At 25.8% G+C, this 14,631-nt stretch carries 17 protein-coding genes and 1 pseudogene; 6 read left to right on the forward strand and 12 right to left on the reverse strand.

Annotation, left to right across the window (positions count from 1 at the left end; translation table 4 throughout):
- Positions 1 to 11: 11 nt before the first annotated feature.
- The 4 genes from ACQH23_RS00350 to ACQH23_RS00365 all read left to right on the forward strand — a co-directional run bounded on the left by ACQH23_RS00350 (position 12) and on the right by ACQH23_RS00365 (position 4,401).
- The gene (locus ACQH23_RS00350; RefSeq protein ID WP_425378499.1) at positions 12 to 656 is read left to right on the forward strand and encodes a hypothetical protein; all 645 of its coding nucleotides are present in this window, start codon (positions 12 to 14) and stop codon (positions 654 to 656) included.
- 117 nt (positions 657 to 773) lie between these two features.
- Positions 774 to 1,763, forward strand: coding sequence for an IS3 family transposase (locus ACQH23_RS00355; protein WP_425379269.1), 990 nt, complete (start codon positions 774 to 776; stop codon positions 1,761 to 1,763).
- Between the two features lie 481 nt (positions 1,764 to 2,244).
- Entirely contained in the window at positions 2,245 to 3,288 is a 1,044-nt protein-coding gene (locus tag ACQH23_RS00360) for a rod shape-determining protein (protein WP_425378500.1), read from the forward strand.
- 54 nt (positions 3,289 to 3,342) lie between these two features.
- Positions 3,343 to 4,401 carry a rod shape-determining protein gene (locus ACQH23_RS00365; RefSeq protein ID WP_425378501.1) on the forward strand — a complete coding sequence of 353 codons (1,059 nt, stop codon included), beginning with the start codon at positions 3,343 to 3,345 and terminating at the stop codon, positions 4,399 to 4,401.
- Positions 4,402 to 4,477: 76 nt separating this feature from the next.
- Here the strand turns inward: ACQH23_RS00365 and ACQH23_RS00370 are convergent, their stop codons facing one another.
- From ACQH23_RS00370 to ACQH23_RS00390, 5 genes are all read right to left on the reverse strand, one after another.
- Positions 4,478 to 5,248, reverse strand: a complete 771-nt coding sequence (locus ACQH23_RS00370; protein ID WP_425378502.1) for a TatD family hydrolase — start codon at positions 5,246 to 5,248, stop codon at positions 4,478 to 4,480.
- 9 nt (positions 5,249 to 5,257) lie between these two features.
- Entirely contained in the window at positions 5,258 to 6,607 is a 1,350-nt protein-coding gene (gene mnmE / locus ACQH23_RS00375; RefSeq protein ID WP_425378503.1) for a tRNA uridine-5-carboxymethylaminomethyl(34) synthesis GTPase MnmE, read from the reverse strand.
- 300 nt (positions 6,608 to 6,907) lie between these two features.
- The gene (locus ACQH23_RS00380; protein WP_425378504.1) at positions 6,908 to 7,807 is read right to left on the reverse strand and encodes an IS30 family transposase; all 900 of its coding nucleotides are present in this window, start codon (positions 7,805 to 7,807) and stop codon (positions 6,908 to 6,910) included.
- A gap of 175 nt (positions 7,808 to 7,982) precedes the next feature.
- Complete coding sequence (locus tag ACQH23_RS00385; RefSeq protein WP_425378505.1) at positions 7,983 to 8,246, reverse strand: HPr family phosphocarrier protein; 264 nt, start codon at positions 8,244 to 8,246, stop codon at positions 7,983 to 7,985.
- A gap of 229 nt (positions 8,247 to 8,475) precedes the next feature.
- On the reverse strand, positions 8,476 to 8,772 hold the full coding sequence (locus ACQH23_RS00390; RefSeq protein WP_425378506.1) for a hypothetical protein: 297 nt from the start codon (positions 8,770 to 8,772) through the stop codon (positions 8,476 to 8,478).
- An 80-nt stretch (positions 8,773 to 8,852) separates the two neighbouring features.
- On the opposite strand from ACQH23_RS00390, the gene ACQH23_RS00395 reads away from it, so the two are divergent.
- Entirely contained in the window at positions 8,853 to 10,070 is a 1,218-nt protein-coding gene (locus tag ACQH23_RS00395; protein WP_425378507.1) for an IS3 family transposase, read from the forward strand.
- A gap of 9 nt (positions 10,071 to 10,079) precedes the next feature.
- Here the strand turns inward: ACQH23_RS00395 and ACQH23_RS00400 are convergent, their stop codons facing one another.
- From ACQH23_RS00400 to tsaD, 6 genes and pseudogenes are all read right to left on the reverse strand, one after another.
- Positions 10,080 to 10,460 carry a hypothetical protein gene (locus ACQH23_RS00400; protein WP_425378508.1) on the reverse strand — a complete coding sequence of 127 codons (381 nt, stop codon included), beginning with the start codon at positions 10,458 to 10,460 and terminating at the stop codon, positions 10,080 to 10,082.
- A gap of 9 nt (positions 10,461 to 10,469) precedes the next feature.
- Positions 10,470 to 10,691, reverse strand: a complete 222-nt coding sequence (locus tag ACQH23_RS00405) for an IS1/IS1595 family N-terminal zinc-binding domain-containing protein (RefSeq protein ID WP_425379270.1) — start codon at positions 10,689 to 10,691, stop codon at positions 10,470 to 10,472.
- A 68-nt stretch (positions 10,692 to 10,759) separates the two neighbouring features.
- The gene (locus ACQH23_RS00410; RefSeq protein WP_425378509.1) at positions 10,760 to 11,356 is read right to left on the reverse strand and encodes a DDE-type integrase/transposase/recombinase; all 597 of its coding nucleotides are present in this window, start codon (positions 11,354 to 11,356) and stop codon (positions 10,760 to 10,762) included.
- A 21-nt stretch (positions 11,357 to 11,377) separates the two neighbouring features.
- A pseudogene (locus ACQH23_RS00415) lies at positions 11,378 to 11,650 on the reverse strand (hypothetical protein); the annotation flags it as partial.
- On the reverse strand, positions 11,617 to 11,880 hold the full coding sequence (locus tag ACQH23_RS00420; protein ID WP_425377767.1) for a transposase family protein: 264 nt from the start codon (positions 11,878 to 11,880) through the stop codon (positions 11,617 to 11,619). The gene ACQH23_RS00420 and the pseudogene ACQH23_RS00415, both read right to left, overlap by 34 nt.
- A gap of 175 nt (positions 11,881 to 12,055) precedes the next feature.
- Complete coding sequence (tsaD, locus tag ACQH23_RS00425) at positions 12,056 to 13,012, reverse strand: tRNA (adenosine(37)-N6)-threonylcarbamoyltransferase complex transferase subunit TsaD (protein WP_425379271.1); 957 nt, start codon at positions 13,010 to 13,012, stop codon at positions 12,056 to 12,058.
- A 579-nt stretch (positions 13,013 to 13,591) separates the two neighbouring features.
- Between tsaD and ACQH23_RS00430 the strand changes: the two genes are divergently transcribed.
- Positions 13,592 to 14,152 carry a transposase family protein gene (locus ACQH23_RS00430; protein WP_425378510.1) on the forward strand — a complete coding sequence of 187 codons (561 nt, stop codon included), beginning with the start codon at positions 13,592 to 13,594 and terminating at the stop codon, positions 14,150 to 14,152.
- Positions 14,153 to 14,238: 86 nt separating this feature from the next.
- On the opposite strand, the gene ACQH23_RS00435 is transcribed toward ACQH23_RS00430, so the two are convergent.
- The gene (locus ACQH23_RS00435; protein WP_425378511.1) at positions 14,239 to 14,586 is read right to left on the reverse strand and encodes a hypothetical protein; all 348 of its coding nucleotides are present in this window, start codon (positions 14,584 to 14,586) and stop codon (positions 14,239 to 14,241) included.
- Positions 14,587 to 14,631 lie beyond the last annotated feature (45 nt).

Raw genomic sequence — 14,631 nt, forward strand, 5'->3', positions numbered from 1 at the left:
ATGGAATTCCCATGACATTTTATACCGATAAACGAACAATCTTTACATACCAAAAAAGTAGTGATAAAACCGAAGAAAAAGACACCTTTACTCAATTCAGCCGATGCTGTGATGAATTAGGTGTCGAAATCATAACTACTTCAATTCCCCAAGCAAAGGGACGAATTGAACGTTTATGAGGCACTCTACAAGATCGCTTGAAAAATGAATTAATTCTCGCAGGAGTAACCACTATTGAAGAAGCAAATACATTCTTAAAAGAATTTATAACCAAATTCAATAAACAATTTGCCATTCCTATTGATTATAACAATTCTGTCTTTGTTGACGCTCCTAATAATGACAAAATTAATTTATTTTTATCAATCACTTCAACGCGACAAACAGACAATGGTTCATCAATTAGTTATAACAATAAAAAATATATCGCTTATAATAATAAAAAGTTAAAAGTCTTTAATTCAAAAACAAAAATTACAGTAATTAAAGCATTTGATGAAACATTATATTTAAAATATAACAATCAAATATATAATTTATTAGAATACATTACGGTTCCTATTAAAAATATTGAAAACAAAGTTCCCAAATCTAAAGCACATAAACCAAAACCAAATCATCCTTGAAATAATCAATATACATTACAAACATTATAAATTAAATAATTTTGCGAAATTTTTGCTAGATATTGACATCAATTTCAACAAAATAAAGAAATTCTAAAAGAACGAAAAAAGCGAAAAGATTTTGAATTAAATAAGTTTAAAAAACCCTTAGAACGTGAAAACTATTTATTAAAAAAAGAAAATGAAAGAATAAAAGCTGAGAATGAGGTTTTAAAAAAGCTTGAAGCTCTTCCAAAGATAAAAACAAAAACAAACATTAGAAAACAAATTGCTTTTATTAAATCAGAATTGCAAGTTTTAAAAATTACTTTATCATGATATTTAAAAGAATTAAGAATTTCATATGATACTTGAAATAAATATTCAAAAAATTGTGATGAATATCAACCAAATATTGATTATTCAATATATGAAATAATTAAAGCAATTCATAGAGAAAATAGTATTAAAGGACACAGACAAATTAAATTATCTTTGGAAGAGCAAAAAATTAATGTGTCGAATTCAACAGTTTATCGTTATATGAAATTAGCTAATATAATTTCTAGTGTAAGAATTAAAAAAAGAAAAAAAATTAATCATTTCTTAAAAATGACAAATGAACATATTCGACATAAATATCTATTAAAACGTAATTTTAAAGCTGAAAAAACTAATCAAAAGTGATCAATTGATATTACGTATGTTAAAACAATCACAGAATGAGTATATTTATTTGCAATCAAGGATTTATTTAGTAATTTAATAGTAAATTATTCTTTAACAACAACTCCAACAGTAAATTGAGTAAATAATTGTATCAAAGAAGCAATTATTAAAAGAAAAATAATCAAAGGTGAATTAACTATTAATTCTGATCAAGGTATTCATTTCACTTCAAAAGCTTATGAAAAATTATTAAAAAAACACGGCATAAATATAAGCATGTCAAGAAGGGGCAATTGTTTAGATAATTCACCGATTGAAAATCAATTTTCAATTCTTAAAACCGAGAACTCAGAATTATCACACTGTAAAAATATTTTAGAAGTAAAAAATATTGTAGATAATTATATAATTCATTATAATGAAAAAAGAAAAATTTTAAATTTAAAAATGCCACCACTTCAATATGAAATGAAAGAATTTTTTAATTAAAATTCTCAGTTATCTGAAACTGTGCAAATAGGAATTTATACCTCTTATTAATTTAATTCTTATAGTCTTTATAGGAGATGCATTATTTTGGTGCAACAAAAAAATGATTTTATTATGCATCGTGTAGATACAAATTCCAAATTTGTATATCTAGTTAATTTTATAATAACAATCTTTTAAAACCTAATTTTAATTTTGTCGAAAACTCTTGATAAAGTCAAAAACCCTTATAAAATATAGAGATTTGCAAGAAATACATTTTATTAAAAACCAAATAAAATAAAGGTTTTATTAAAATATCAAGAGTTTTCGACAAAATTAAATCTCAAAATTAAAGAAAAATGCAGGATTTATGTTATAATTAACACGTATTGTATTCTCTGTCTGAAATTAAAATAGAGACTTGCAATTCATTTTACTGATTAATCAATTATATTAATCTAATTAATTAATTTAACAAGAAACAGGAGGACAAAATTACATGGTTTTATTTAATAGTGAAAAAAAACCGGCTTTCGTTTCAATGGATTTAGGAACTGCTAATACATTAGTATATGTTTCAGGTTCAGGAATCGTTTACAATGAACCCTCAATTGTCGCTTACAGAATTAAAGAAAACAGAATTATTGCTGTAGGAGCCGAAGCTTACAAAATGATCGGAAAAGGAAATAAGTCAATTCGTATTGTTAAACCAATGGTCGATGGAGTTATTACAGATATTCGTGCTACTGAAGCGCAATTAAGATATATCTTTACAAAACTACGTATTACAAAACAATTAAAACATTCAATTATGTTATTGGCTTGTCCATCAGTAATTACTGAATTAGAAAAAGCTGCTTTGAAAAAAATCGCAATGAACTTAGGAGCATCTAAAATTTTCGTTGAAGAAGAAGTTAAAATGGCTGCTTTAGGCGGTGGGGTTGATATTTACAAACCTGCTGGAAACCTAGTTATCGATATGGGGGGGGGGACAACAGATATTGCTGTTATGGCCTCAGGAGATATCGTATTATCAAAATCAGTTAAAGTTGCTGGAAACTGCTTAAATGATGAAGCACAAAAATTCATTCGTTCACAATATGGTATAGAAATTGGATCAAAAACTTCAGAACAAATTAAAATCGAAATTGGGTCATTATCAAAATACCCTGACGAAAGAAGAATGAAAGTTTACGGACGTGATGTTGTGTCAGGATTACCAAGAGAAATTGAAGTAACACCTGAAGAAATTAGAGAAGTATTAAAAGTACCAGTGTCAAGAATTATTGACTTGACAGTTCAAGTGTTAGAAGAAACACCACCAGAATTAGCTGGTGACATCTTCAGAAATGGAATTACAATCTGTGGTGGGGGAGCCTTAATTAAAGGAATTGACCGTTACTTTACAGATACATTACAATTACCATCAAAAATTGGAGAACAACCATTATTAGCTGTTATTAATGGAACTAAAAGATTCGAATCAGACATCTTTGATATTTTAAGATTAGAATCAATGCATGTTAAAGAATTAAATTACTAGAAGAATCATTCATTTGATTATATATAGTTATTAACTTGTTAAGGAGGAAAAAACGTGAGACCAGAAACTAGACCATTTATTTCTCTTGACTTAGGAACTGCTAATGTCTTAGCATATGTTTCAGGACAAGGTGTAGTCTACAATGAACCATCATTAATGGCTTATAACAATAAAACTAATAGTTTAATTGCTTTAGGAAAAGCTGCTTATGATATGGTAGGAAAAACACACGGAGATATCAGAATGGTAACACCATTAGTAGATGGAGTTATTGCAGACATGGAAGCTGCACAAGATTTATTAAAACATATCTTTTCAAGAATGAAAATGATGAATATTTGAAAAAATGCTATTGTATTATTATCATGTCCAAGTGGAGTTACTGAACTTGAAAGAGAAGCATTAAAAAATGTTGCTAAAGAAATGGGAACTGAATTAGTTATTATCGAAGAAGAAGCTAAAATGGCCGCTTTAGGAGCAGGAATTAATATTGAATTACCTCAAGGACATTTAATCATTGATATTGGGGGAGGAACAACTGATTTAGCTATTATTTCATCAGGTGATATTGTAGTTTCAAGATCAATTAAAGTTGCAGGAAACCATTTTGATGATGATATTCGTAAATACATTCGTTCAGAATATAACATTGCTATTGGGCAAAAAACAGCTGAAGATGTTAAAAAATTAATTGGTTCATTAGTTAAATACCATAACGAAAGATTAATGCAAATCTACGGACGTGATATTGTTTCAGGATTACCAAAAGAGGCAAAAATCTCTTCAGAAGAAATAAGAAATGTTTTATTAAATGCATTTTCTAAAATTACAGACTTAGTAATTGAATTATTAGAAAATACACCACCAGAATTAGCGGGAGATATTATGAGAAATGGAATTACAGTTTGCGGTGGAGGAGCTTTAATTAGAAATATTGATAAATATTTCTTTGATATCTTCCAATTACCAACTAAAACAGCTTCAGATCCATTAAATTGTGTTATTGAAGGAACAAAAATCTTCGAAAAAACAATTAAGAAAAACATCGAAAATGGTTTATATAATTTCCAAGAAAAAGGATTATTATCATCATTAGGTAAAAAAAGAAAATAAATTGAAGCAAAAAAATATTAGGTTAACCTAATATTTTTTTATTGTAATTTTTAATATTTTGAATTGAAAAATTAATTTAATCAAGTTTAAATAGTTTTCGAGCATTTTTATTAGTAATACGGATCATTTCCTCAACTGGCATATTCTTTAATTCTGCCAACTTTTTAACTGTATACATAATAAATTTAGGGTAATTCTTTTTCCCGCGGTATGGATCGGGGGTTAAATATGGTGCATCAGTTTCCACTAAAATTTTATTTAATGGAACCATTTTTGCAACTTCCCGTAATTGCTCGACATTTTTAAAAGTAATATTACCAGCAAATGAAAGATAAAATCCTAAATCTAAAAATTTTTGTGCCATTTCCATTGATCCATTATAACAATGCATTAAACCTTGTGTTACTTTTTGTTCTTTTAATATTTCATAACAATCATCGTATGCATCACGGCAATGAATCGCAAGCGGAAGCTTATGTTCTTTCGCTAATTCAATTTGTTTAATAAATCAATGCTTTTGCAAATTTGGAGAAACAGTTTTATGAAAATAATCTAAACCAACTTCGCCAACCGCAATTACTTTATCACTATTTAATAACTGATCTAATTTTTCTAAATCTGAAACACCATATTTAGCAACATCAGTTGGATGAAAACCAATTGTTGCAAAAAGATTATCATACTGCAGGGCATGACGTACTGCCGCTTGGCTAGAATCTAAATCATATCCAACGTTATTAAGTCAATATATGCCACTAATTTTAGCGTCAGCAATTATTGCTGATGTTTCTTCATTTTCATATTCATGGGACATTAAATGACAATGTGTGTCAAAGATTCCTTGCATATTTTCCTCCTATTTTCCTAGGCAATATTTATTAAAAATTGTTGTTAATAAGTCGTTTTCATAGTTTTTACCTAGAATATCACCCAATATTTCTCAAACCTCATGTAAGTCGACATTAATAATATCAACCGGAAATCCACTCGTACTATTATTATATGCATTTTTTATTGAATTTGCTACCTTCTCTAATAAAGAAATTTGTTTTATATTTGATAAAACTAGTTGATCATCTTTTGTAATCTGAGCTGTATTATATAAATTTAAAACTTTGTCAATTAATGCTTTAATATCCCGCTTTAACGCTGAAATAAGCAGAATATTTTGTTCTAACTTCTCAGTTTGAGCTTGTGGAACAAGTAAATCACTTTTATTTAAAACTAACAAGTACTCCTTATCTTTAATTAATTCTTTAAGATCTGGATTTAAATTAATTAAATCCGCATAATTATCCGCAACAATTAAAATTAAATCGGCATTAATAGCTTGTTGACGAGCTTTATCAATTCCAATTTGTTCAATTTTATCAACTGTTTCACGTAACCCAGCAGTATCAATAATATTTAATGCTAAGGCCCCCAAATTAATTTTTCCTTCAACAATATCTCTTGTTGTTCCTGGTAAATCCGAAACAATCGCTTTATTCTCGTTCATTAAGGCATTTAATAATGACGACTTTCCAACATTTGGTTTTCCTAAAATTAAAACATTAATTCCATCATTAATCATTTTCCCAACTTTACTAATATTAACTAAATCATTAATCTTTTGTTCTAACCCTAATAACTGTTGGTTTAATTCTTGCGTTGTCAAATCACCAATGCCATCATATTCAGGATAATCAATATTTACTTCAATATTAGCAATAATATCTAATAAATCATCGCGATAAGTACTGATTAAGTGCGTATTTTTATTTTGTAAATTGTTTAAAGCAATTTTTGCACTAGTATCATTTGTTGCATTGATTAAATTATTAATAGCATCCGTTTGAATTAAATTAAGCTTACCATTAAAAAATGCTCGTTGAGAAAATTCGCCTCTGTTTGCTAAGCACGCACCATTTTTTAACAATAACTTAATAATATTGTTTGTAACTAATACGCCCCCATGACAGTTTATTTCAATAATGTCTTCTCCGGTAAAAGAATTAGGCTTTTCAAAACAAACTAAAATAACCTGGTCAATAATTTCGTTACCATCTTTTAAATAACCATAACAAACTTGATTACCATGGAGAGTAACCTTTTTTGAAAAAATTTTATTAATAATTTTATAACTATCACTTCCCGACATACGAATAATGGCAATTGCTTGTTTAACCATTGCAGTTGCAGGGGCAATTATTGTATCTTCAAACATTTTATAAAACTCCTTTTTTACCTTATTAAATTATATCAAACTATAAATTATAAATTCAAGTCTTTAATTTTGTCGAAAACTTTTGATAAAGTCAAAAACCCTTATAAAATATAGAGATTTGCAAGAAATACATTTTATCAAAAACCCAATAAAATCAGGATTTTATTAAAATATCAAGATTTTTCGACAAAATTAAAGCAAGAAACAAACAATATCAAAAATATACAAAAATTGAAAAATAATAGATATATCTATTATTTTTCAATTTTTGTATATGCCAAATTGTAAAGTTAAGTGCAACTAAATTATTTTTCTAACCAAATATTCGATTGGCGAAAGATAATTTAGTATTTTTCTTGGTCTTTGGTTTAAAGACAATATAAATTTATGAACTGCATTTTTAGTAGTATTTGAAAAATTAAATTTTTTAGGAAATTTTTCTCTAATTAAACCATTAGTATTTTCATTATTACCTCTTTGTCAGGGTGAATATGCATTAGCAAAATAAATTTTCACATTTAAATTTTTTTCAAGTTGTTGTCAATTAGCAAATTCTTTACCACGATCAAATGTTATAGTCTTAACAAGATTATTTGGAAGAATTGATAAATAATGGCTAATATTTTCGTTAATAACTTTAGTAGTTCTATTTTCAACTAATATTGCTAAAGTAAATCTTGATGTTCTTTCAACTAAAGTTATTAAACATGATTTACTTTTACCTCGTGATGATACTACGGTATCACCTTCTCAATGACCAAGAGTTACGCGATTATTAACATTAGCATTTCGTTCTTTAATTGATTTACCATTAAATTTACCCTGATTTTCTTGATATTTTCGTTTCTTACCTTTTCTTCTTAAATTTTTATTAGTAACTTTTTCAAGTAATCCAGAATAAATTCAATTGTAAATTGTTTTAAAACTAATAATTCATTCTTTATGAAAATTTTTAATTCTGCCATAAATTTGTTCAGGTGATCAACCTAATAATAATTTTTGTTGTACATATTTTACTAATTCTCTATTTTTAAACTTATGAAAATAAATATGTGATTGTTTTCTATTTTCTGCTTTATTTTGTGCAATTAATGAAAAATAATGATTATTATCTTTATTTCTATTAACTTCTCGAATAATAGTACTAATACTTCGATTAAGATTTTTAGCTATTTCACTAATTTTTATTTTAAACTTCAATTGATTCTCAATATAAATTCTTTCATCTATGCCAAGATGTTTATATCCTATATAAAAACTCCTTGCTTTATTTTTTCTAAAATAAACTTAGCATCATAAAATTTTTATATGAGATTTTTTGCAATTTTATTTACTTGCACTTACAAGTATAATTCAGCATATTTAATAAAATAACCTAAATAATCTTGTTGTCCTTCATTACTTTTTCAATCCCGGCAATTGCCGCGTCTTCATCTTCACCAGTTGCAACGATTTTTACTTCTGCTCCTTGATGAATTCCTAACGCAATAATAGTCATGATTGATTTTAAATTACCAGTCTTTCCTCCTGAAAAAATAGTAATATCTGACTGGTATTTGCCTGCTTCTCCGACAATTAATGCCGCTGGACGCGCATGCATTCCAACTAGATCAGCGATAACAGCTTTAAATGATGCCATTAAATTTCCTCCTTTAAAATATACTCACTCATTATTATATCAAAAAAATTAAAAATAAATATATTATCCCTCTTTAATTTTGTCGAAAACTCTTTATATTAAAAATATACCTAATTTTAAGTATATTTTCTTTAATTTTGTCAAAAACTCTTGATAAAATAAAAAAAATCATCAATATGACAATTTGAAAACGAATTTGGTGGAAGATTATTATTGTTCTTTAACTTTTTTAGATGTTAAAATATAATACCGTTGCTTGTTGGTTTGGTGTTAAACCTTTGTGTTGGTATTTTCATTTTCAGAGATTTAAATAATTTTGAATGTTAGTAAAACCTAAACCATGATAATGAATTAAGGATTCTTTAAGACTTGCTTGTAATTTACTAACTTTATTTAATTTTCGATAACTGGCATCAGGATTTGTCCTAGTTTTAGTGGCATATAAAGTAGAATTTGTTTGTTTTGCTACTAATAAATATAATGGTTGCATATCAGAAATAATAATGGAATTTTTGTTAATTTGCAATGTTTCTTTTAACTGAGATATATAAATAAAAATTTTTCTAGATTATTATTAATATATAAAGTTAGGAGAAACATTTTTATATGGCTAAAGGTAAAATAAAAGGGTCTAAAGATCATTCTTTTGAATTTAAAGAAAAAATTGTTAATGAATACTCAATTAACAATAAATCTTATAGTGAAATAGCAAAAGAATATCATATTAGTTTAGCAACTATTTCAAAATGAGTAAATCAATTTCAACAAAATAAAGAAATTCTAAAAGAACGACAAAAGCGAAAAGATTTTGAATTAAATAAGTTTAAAAACCCCTTAGAACGTGAAAACTATTTATTAAAAAAAGAAAATGAAAGAATAAAAGCTGAGAATGAGGTTTTAAAAAAGCTTGAAGCTCTTCCAAAGATAAAAACAAAAACAAACATTAGAAAACAAATTGCTTTTATTAAATCAGAATTGCAAGTTTCAAAAATTACTTTATCATGATATTTAAAAGAATTAAGAATTTCATATGATACTTGAAATAAATATTCAAAAAATTGTGATGAATATCAACCAAATATTGATTATTCAATATATGAAATAATTAAAGCAATTCATAGAGAAAATAGTATTAAAGGACACAGACAAATTAAATTATCTTTGGAAGAGCAAAAAATTAATGTGTCGAATTCAACAGTTTATCGTTATATGAAATTAGCTAATAGAATTTCTAGTGTAAGAATTAAAACAAGAAAAAAAATTAATCATTTCTTAAAAATGACAAATGAACATATTCGACATAAATATCTATTAAAACGTAATTTTAAAGTTGAAAAAACTAATCAAAAGTGATCAATTGATATTACGTATGTTAAAACAATCACAGAATGAGTATATTTATTTGCAATCAAGGATTTATTTAGTAATTTAATAGTAAATTATTCTTTAACAACAACTCCAACAGTAAATTGAGTAAATAATTGTATCAAAGAAGCAATTATTAAAAGAAAAATAATCAAAGGTGAATTAACTATTAATTCTGATCAAGGTATTCATTTCACTTCAAAAGCTTATGAAAAATTATTAAAAAAACACGGTATAAATATAAGTATGTCAAGAAGAGGCAATTGTTTAGATAATTCACCGATTGAAAATTGATTTTCAATTCTTAAAACCGAGAACTCAGAATTATCACACTGTAAAAATATTTTAGAAGTAAAAAATATTGTAGATAATTATATAATTCATTATAATGAAAAAAGAAAAATTTTAAATTTAAAAATGCCACCACTTCAATATGAAATGAAAGCATTTTTTAATTAAAATTCTCAGTTATCTGAAACTGTGCAAATTTTTGTTAATTAATTTTGTATTCATATTTTCAATAATTCACTGTTTTTGTAATCGTTTGGTATTAGTGGATTGAACAAAAATATTATTATTAGTATCAACTGCCATTTGAATACAACATTTAGTGTTAGTGGAAAATGGATCAAGATGAGTTTTTCATTTATCAAATTTATCTTTAAAATTACCTTTATGGATTTCTTTAATAAATGTTTCATCGATTTGTATTTGGCCATTTAATTTTTTAAATTTTAATTGAGTATTTTCTAATTGTTTTGATGGCATTAATTTTTGACGATTATATCAAGCTGTTTTGGGTGTTTTTTTAATAAAACGGGAAATTACTTTACTAGATTGTCCTAACAATGAAATTTATTAATTCAAATTTCATTGTTCATAATTTAAATGACTTCAATAAGTAAAATGATGACGAAAAGCATCAAAACTAGCCCGACATTTTTTGCATAAATATTTTTGTTTTCCTTCGGGATTATGGCCATTTTTAACACAATGATAAGATTTGCAATTAGGACATTTAATACCTTTATCTCTAAATTTTTGATCAATTTCATTTAAGCGTTTTTGTTTTTTGATTAATTCTGCTTCTTTTTTAACTTTTTCATAAAATAGACTGCACCCTGTTTAGTAAGTATTAATAAAAAGGTTTACAAACTTTCATTTATTATATCTTTTTCTTTTTGGTTTGAATATCATTTATTTCATTTTTTAACATCATTAATATATTCATTATGAGATTTATAATTTTTATTATGGATTGTTCCTTTTTTAAGTAATGAATGAAAACTTTCAATAATAATGTTGTCTGCACAATGATAATTTTTACCCATTGAAATTATAATTTTGTTATCTAAACATTTAATATTATAATCTTTAGATGTATATTGATATCCGTGATCTGAATGAATTATTGTTTTATTTAGATCTTTTTTTATTTTTTTAATTTTATTAATTGCAGCATTTAAATTATCAATTACAAGTTTGTTATTATTAAATTTTGATCATTTTACATCAATAATTTCTTTAGTATATCCATCAATTATTGTTGATTGATAATGTTTTTTACCATTTCAAATTAAATAAGTTACATCAGTAAATAAAATTGAAAATCTTTCTTTAATATCATTAAAATTACGATTTACTAAATCAGGATATTTAATTATATTTTTATTTCTATTTTGTTTTATTAATATTTTTCTACGCATACGCTTTACATATTCAGCTTGAATATTATTTTCTTTCATAATTCGTAATACTTTCTTAGCATTATAAACAATGCCATAATCTTCTTTTAAATATTTGGTAATTCGACGATAACCAAATTGTTTTAAATTTTCTTCATAGACTTTTACAATATTCTTTAATGATTCGCTATCCTTACCATTACTTGAATAATTTTTATATTTATCTCAATAACTACGCTTTAAATTTGTTACATCAAGTAATAAATTTAGTGGATATTTATTAAGGTTTTCTTTGATAAAAAATACAATTTTTCTTTTATTTAATTGTAAAAGTCATGAAGCTTTTTTAGTAATTCATACCTAACTTTGTAATAGTTTAAATCTCTTTTTTCAAATGATTCTTTTGGACCTTTATTGGTGTTTAAAATTCCTTTCTTAAAATTTTCATACCATGAAGCAACAGTTTTTTTATTAATTGCATATTTTTTTGCAATAAAACTTATACTATTATTTTTAACCTCTTGTCCTATCATTTTTCGAAAATCTGCTGTATATTTATTAAATTTTTGTCCTTTTCTTGCCATATAAAAATGCACCTCCTTTAAAGTTTAGCAAAGACTTTTTTTCTTTACTTACTTTTTTGGGTGCAGTCTAAAAGTTAGCAAAGACTTTTTTTCTTTACTTACTTTTTTGGGTGCAGTCTAGTAAAATTCTTTGAATCGAATGTTTCTAATTTTGATAAAAATGACGCCATTTTATCTAATCTCCTTTTATGTTATTTTCCAGTAGTTCTTGTGCTGCTAAACGAGCAATCATTGCAGCATTATCCGTACAATATTCTAATTTTGGGATAATTACCTTTAAATTTGGTGTTGCCAAATTTAAAATTGCTGTTCGTAATGCGCTATTAGCTGAAACCCCACCAACTAACGTAACCTTTTGCGGTTGAAAATTTTGAATTGCTAATTTTGTTTTCCGCACAATAATATCAACACATGTTTTTTGAAATGTTGCACAAAAATTAGACAGGTTAATTTTAGTATTGCGTTGTTCTTTTACAATTAAATTAGCGACTGCTGATTTTAATCCACTAAAAGAGAAATTATAACTATGGTCATTTAATGGCAGCGGCAAGTGATATTGTCCTAATTCACCTGCTGCTGCTAACTTATCAATAATCGGGCCGCCAGGGTATCCTAAATCTAGCATCCGAGCAACCTTATCATAACATTCACCAATTGCATCATCCAATGTTGACCCTAAAATTTCAAAATCCAAATGTTTTTTCATTAATATTAACTGAGTATGGCCACCACTAACTAGCACTGCTAAAAGAGGAAATAAGAAATTGTTATCGATCGCGCTAGCATAGACGTGACCATATAAATGGTTTAAAGGTAAAATTGGAAGCTCTAAATAATTAGCTAAAGTTTCAGCTATTATTTTCCCAATATGTAAAGTTCCAATTAAACCTGGTTTTGCTGTGTATGCAATGTATTGTAATTCTGTTATCTTAATATTAGTTTTTTCTAAAGCTTCCGATAAGACATATGAAAAATTTTTTAAATGCAATCGCGAAGCAAGGTCGGGGACAACGCCCCCATATTTCGTATGTTCTTTAATTTGCGATGAAATAATATTTGCTAAAATTTTTCCATTTTTGAAAATAGCAATACTAGTTTCATCACAACTTGTTTCAATTGCAAGAATTACCATTTCATACACCTCTTGAATATTATATAATAATTTTTGCCTAAAATACAAAGAAACCTCTTTAATTTTGTCGAAAACTATTGATAAAGTCAAAAAAATCATCAATATGACAATTTGAAAACGAATTTGATGGAAGATTATTATTGTTCTTTAACTTTTTTAGATGTTAAAATATAATACCGTTGCTTGTTGGTTTGGTGTTAAACCTTTGTGTTGGTATTTTCATTTTCAGAGATTTAAATAATTTTGAATGTTAGTAAAACCTAAAACATGATAATGAATTAAGGCTTCTTTAAGACTTGCTTGTAATTTACTAATTTTATTTAATTTTCGATAACTGGCATCAGGATTTGTCCTAGTTTTAGTGGCATATAAAGTAGAACTTGTTTATTTTGCTACTAATAAATATAATAGACTTCTTGCGATACCGGTTTTTCTTATTAAGAATATTTCTATAAAATATAATTAAAAATAAAAAATATAAATTAGGAGGGTATAAAACTATGAAAAATGATAACTTTAAATTTCTTAATGATAAAGAATTATTACGATTAACAGGAATAAAAAAATACTTTTAATAAAATGTTAGATATTTTAAAAGAAGCCGAGTTAAAAAAATTTAAAAAAGGCGGAAAAGCTAATAAATTATCATTAGAAAATCGTTTATTAATGACTTTATCATATTGAAGAGAATACTGCACTTATTTTCATCTTGGCAAAAGTTTTGGCATTAGTGATAGTAATTGTTATCGTAATATCAAATTAATTGAAAACACTTTAATTAAACACCCTGACTTTCAACAACTTGATGAGCAAAAAACATTAATAAATAAATATTTTAATGATAAAACAATTATTATTGATGCAACCGAAACAGCAATCCAACGCCCAAAAAAAGACAAAAAAAATACTATTCCGGAAAAAAAGAAAAAGCATACTATCAAAACACAAATAATCATCGAAAAAGAAAGCAAAACTATTATTGCAACAAATTTTGCTTGTGGTAAAACCGATGATTTTCGTTTATTTAAAGAATCAAAAATACCGCTTTTAAAAGCTAGCAAAGTAATAGTTGATACAGGTTATCAAGGCTTGCAAAAAGTGCATCGGAATGTTTTGATTCCGCATAAAAAAACAAAGTAAAAACATTTTCAATAACGATTCTCATTTGTGAAGTTAGTTTATTATCTGTAGACTGCACCCTGTTTAGTAAGTGTTAATAAAAAGGTTTACAAACTTTCATTTATTATATATTTTTCTTTTTGGTTTGAATATCATTTATTTCATTTTTTAACATCATTAATATATTCATTATGAGATTTATAATTTTTATTATGGATTGTTCCTTTTTTAAGTAATGAATGAAAACTTTCAATAATAATGTTGTCTGCACAATGATAATTTTTACCCATTGAAATTATAATTTTGTTATCTAAACATTTACTATTATAATCTTTAGATGTATATTGATATCCGTGATCTGAATGAATTATTGTTTTATTTAGATCTTTTTTTATTTTTTTAATTGCTGAATTATACTTGTAAGTGCAAGTAAATAAAATTGCAAAAAATCTCATATAAAAATTTTATGATGCTAAGTTTATTTTAGAAAAAATAAAGCA

It is taken from the genome of Spiroplasma endosymbiont of Polydrusus pterygomalis (genome assembly GCF_964030635.1).
In the GTDB taxonomy this organism is placed as follows: domain Bacteria; phylum Bacillota_I; class Bacilli_A; order Mycoplasmatales; family Mycoplasmataceae; genus Spiroplasma.